This is a genomic window from Carboxylicivirga sp. (genome assembly GCF_982718395.1).
Map to the genome: position 1 here is coordinate 1 of NZ_CEXQWX010000269.1, position 4,611 is coordinate 4,611.

A 4,611-nucleotide genomic window follows, 5' to 3' on the forward strand; every position below is an offset into this window, starting at 1 on the left:
GAATTGAAGCGTCTTCTGATATCTTATGCCGCGCTAACTTCATCATCACCATTGAGGTATTAAACCATTACCTTATAAGGCATACAAACGTAATGAAAGAAATTGAAAGATAGTTAAGGTTTTTTAACAAATTGAAGTTTTGACATTGCGCACTTATTCAAAATCAGATTCTAAGATCCCGAGCTTTTCATCAGAAAACTTTGCTTGTTATTTCAAGCTTTAATAAAGTCTAGCCGGACAATTCCATCCCAACATTTAGGGATTTTCATTGAGAACGGTCAGAAATGCACAAATTGGCTAAACACCATACTCGTCTATTGGTTTTATTACGAAATAAAATAATATTATAATGAAATCAGACATCACATTTATAAAGCTTGACGGCCGAAACCAACAAGAAGAATTTCATGCATGTATTACAGATACATTAAAAGAATTACAGCCTGGCGAAGGATTACATGTTATCAAGGATTTTGAACCTTTCCCTTTGTACGAGCTAATGGCTAAAAAAGGATTTGATAAAAAGGTGGAACAAAAAGCCGAAGATGAATTCCATGTATGGTTTATGCCCAAAACTGATTTAAAGATGAAACAATACCTGGATCTGGATCATGATAAGATGCAAAAGATCATGGATATCAAGTTGAAGGTGTTTAATAAGGAGCTAACACCACAAGCAGCTAAAGAATTGGTGAATAAAATCTTCAAAAAAATCACTGCTGAAGAATTTGCCTACGGCGAGCAGCAAATGATTGAATATGGCATTAGCGATGAGCACATGGTCGATGATATGGACGACATCATTGAAGTATTTAAAGATGTTATGGAAACTGTCGAGTTAAAATTACCGGCTGGTCATCCTATTCATACTTACCAACGAGAAGCTGATGCACTGGAGAAAGTGTTGCAACAAATGGAACAGTTACTTAATGGTAAATTCATTAAAAACCAATGGCTTGAATTATACGAAAAACTATCGCAGATAAATGTACATTTCAGCCGTAAACAAAACCAGCTATTTTCTGCATTGGAAGTAAAAGGGTTTGACCGCCCTTCAAAAGTCATGTGGTCATTTGATAACAAAGTGCGCGAAACCATTAAAGCAGCTCATGCTTTTTTGCAAGCAGATAACGATAAGGCTTTTTTAGATGCACAAGCCAATGTGTTTTATGTGGTGCGCGATATTCTGGAGAAAGAAAGAGAGGTGCTTTACCCAACTTCACTCCAGCTTTTATCTGATGCCGAATTTGCTCAAATGCGCATCAGTGATGATGAGATTGGCTACTGCCTGATTGATAATCCGCCAGCTTTTAAGGTAAAACAAAGCATAGATGTAAAAGAGGAACCCAAGGATGAAAATAATTCCTTATTAAGTGATTTAACAGCTGTTTTAGCAAAACACGGTGTCGCATCATCATTAGGTTCTAATGAGGAGATGGATGTTAGTATGGGTAAACTCACTCTGGAACGTATCAACCTTATTTTTAAACACCTGCAGGTCGATTTATCTTATGTAGATGAAAATGATGTAGTGAAGTTTTACAGTGATACCAAACACCGTGTTTTTCCTCGAAGTGCTGGCGTTATCGGCCGTAAAGTGCAAAACTGTCACCCGCGTGAAAGCGTGGAAACCGTTGAGCAGATCATTGACGCCTTCAGAAAAGGTGAGCAGGATGAAGCTGAGTTTTGGCTGGAAATGGGAGGTAAATTTATTTACATCATCTACAATGCCGTGCGCGATGACGAGGGTCATTTTAAAGGTGTGTTGGAGATGATGCAGGATGTAACGCATATTCGCAGTTTAACAGGTTCTCAAAAGCTTTTAACCTGGAAAAACGAAGGCCAGAATGAGCAGAATGCTGCAGATAGAGTTGAAAAAGCAGATGGCACTGTGACACCATCAAGCATTATAGCAACAGTTGTTAAGCAATATCCATTTATAAAAGATTTCCTAGTTAAGCTTAATCCTAAATACAAGCAACTGAAAAATCCGGTCGTTTTTAAAACCATGGGTACTATTGCTACCATTGATATGATTGCAAAACGAGGTGGTTATTATACTGATGAGTTGCTGAATAAAATCAATGAAGAAATTGCCAGACATAAAAGCTAGCAGGCAATTCTTATTAGAAACAAAAATCCCGCAAAGATTAAACTCTGCGGGATTTTTTCCTATCTATTAACCTGAGATTGACATTAAATTTCGACCTCAGACCGCTTATAAATAGCAATTTACGAATATAAAGGATGAAGTAATAGTGGATTATTTCGAATCATTTATATGAAGAAAATTGCTGTTTATAAGTGGAATGACTTATAGCTTCGTCTAAGAAAGCTGATTGACTTCGTTAAATTTTATCGTAATAGTTCACTATTCCTCTAAAATTCTAACTTGTCAATCAACTTTTTAGATCAATCTGAGGTTTGAAATTTAAATCAAACTCAGGTTATTATTTCAACTCAGCAATAAAGTCTTTCTTGCGTTGTTTGCTTTCACGGGTGCGTTTCAACCAATAGATGAATCCCGTAATTGGGAAGCTGGCTGATAACAGGCTTACCAAAAAAGCCAGCAACTTGCCAAGAAAACCACCAATGCCACCGGAATGAATGTCGTAATTTAATCGAATCGCTGTATCGGCCATATCGGCATTTTCATATCGGCCATAAATGTGAGACGGTGTTACTTCTTTTAATGTATACTGGTCGTAGTATAAATAATCCATTTGCCAGTAAGTACCTGGTTTGCAATTTACCTCTACCAAAATGGATGACTCTGCATCCGATATATCATGAATTTCAATATTAGCTTCAGAGCCAAATTCTTTACTCACGATTTGAAAAACACTATCCACCACATTGACGTGTGAAGGTAACGAGCCTGCCTTGCTCACATCTGATTTCGGATAGGAAAAACTCACTTCTTTATTTCCACCCAAGGAACTGTAAATACCTTGCTCAAAGCCTTTGAATAACCAAATGGCTCCTGTCAACAGCATGATAAGCACAAAAAAAGTGGCATAAAAACCAAATACAACATGCCATTCTTTAATCTTAACTAAAAGCTTATTTGTTTTAGTGAATGTAAATACCCCATTTCGTTTTTTGCCTTTAGGCCACCATAATACGATACCGCTGATAACCAGGATCAGATACATTATGACCGAAACCGCAATAATTGGCATGCCAATGGTTGGGGGCAGCCACAGCGATGTATGTCCGGCCAGCATCAGCCCGAAAAAAGTACGGAAAAAATTCACCTGCTTTACCACCTCCCCTGTTATTGGATGAACATATGCTCCCCCGTAATACAATGGAGATTCCTGATAATAAATCACTTCAACAACTTGCGATTTTCCATTATAAATAGCACCATGTATCTGGGTGTTTGGTAAAGCCTGTTTGGCGATTGCGAACACCTCTGATGGTAACAGCAAATCATCTTCAAGCGGCTCAACATGACGAAAAGTGTGTGTTATACTTTCAACCTCATCTTTAAATACGTAAAGGGCTCCGGTTATTGACGATATAAAGACAACCAGGCCTGAAACAAGTCCGATAATCAGGTGTGTTTTACGCCAAAAAGTTTTTAACGACATGTAATTAAAGGTATATGGAAGGAAGCTTATTCAGCTTCCTTCGTATGTTATTATAATTTGTAAAACCCTTTGATGGTCTTGCCAACAATTTTAGCACCTTTAGTGCCCGTAGCATTGGCCACATCAACTTTGTAAACATAAGCATCATCGGCAGTTTCAATGCTGACGTATACCATACCGTTCTCAACCATAAGTGGTGAAGTATAGCGTTTGGCATGTAATGGAACATTAGCTACATCGGTAACAGTTTTAGCTTCCAAGTCAATAATCACTAATTTTTGGTTGAAGATTTCACGACCATAAGCACCCCAAGGTACATTAAGGTCTTCAGTGATGATTCGAGCTAACGCTTTTCCATTACCAACATAATCGAACCAAAAGATTTTGCCGCCATTTGTTTTTTCTTCGATATTTAAGAAATAATTGTCATCAAATTCTGTTTCTCCACTTTTGATTCTTAATATGCCTGATGGTTTGGTTGATGCCGGTGCAAAACCTGCCATAACAGCACCACATGAATATGAATAAAGGTCGCCGTTATCAGCCTGGATCAATCCGGTAGTGAAACCATTGGCTCCAATGTTACCTGTACGATCATCTATAATGATTTTTTCCGATTCACTTGTTACATTCGGATAGGAATATATTGCTATATAAGCGTTATCAGGTTCAGGTGTTGTCCAATTACCTTCCGAGTCAATTTTATGGAAAGGGACAAATAATTTATCACCACGTACCATTAATGCTGTTGGCCATGCTGCCAGTTTATTATCCTGGTCTTCCCATATGCGTGTACCTACTTTTTTAGTAACCATTACATTGTCAGCATCAACAAAGTACAGGTTACGGTCACTGAATCCTGCACGTATAATCTCCATACCAAGGAAAGTATCATCACCATCATGACCAAACATCTCAATCGGGTTATTAAAAATAAACTTACCTTTTTCAACCACTTTGCCTGCATTATTATCATGATAAGCAATACATTCGTTACTATCATCGTAACCACTAG

General features: G+C 37.7%; 3 protein-coding genes. 1 reads left to right on the top strand and 2 read right to left on the bottom strand.

All coding sequences use genetic code 11. The features are described from left to right. The first annotated feature begins 349 nt into the window (after positions 1-349). Positions 350-2,113 carry a PAS domain-containing protein gene (locus AC4MRQ_RS24965; protein WP_491200455.1) on the top strand — a complete coding sequence of 588 codons (1,764 nt, stop codon included), beginning with the start codon at positions 350-352 and terminating at the stop codon, positions 2,111-2,113. 337 nt (positions 2,114-2,450) lie between these two features. Here the strand turns inward: AC4MRQ_RS24965 and AC4MRQ_RS24970 are convergent, their stop codons facing one another. Both AC4MRQ_RS24970 and AC4MRQ_RS24975 read right to left on the bottom strand, forming a co-directional pair. Further along, positions 2,451-3,596 carry a PepSY-associated TM helix domain-containing protein gene (locus AC4MRQ_RS24970; protein WP_491200456.1) on the bottom strand — a complete coding sequence of 382 codons (1,146 nt, stop codon included), beginning with the start codon at positions 3,594-3,596 and terminating at the stop codon, positions 2,451-2,453. Positions 3,597-3,646: 50 nt separating this feature from the next. Continuing rightward, positions 3,647-4,611: DUF4374 domain-containing protein (locus AC4MRQ_RS24975; RefSeq protein ID WP_491200457.1), on the bottom strand; the 965-nt coding region annotated here is incomplete at its 5' end.

Excerpts from the sequence above, each read along its gene's own strand:
- AC4MRQ_RS24970 (WP_491200456.1), bottom strand. The coding sequence starts at position 3,596 with ATGTCGTTAAAAACTTTTTGGCGTAAAACACACCTGATTATCGGACTT.
- AC4MRQ_RS24965 (WP_491200455.1), top strand. The coding sequence starts at position 350 with ATGAAATCAGACATCACATTTATAAAGCTTGACGGCCGAAACCAACAA.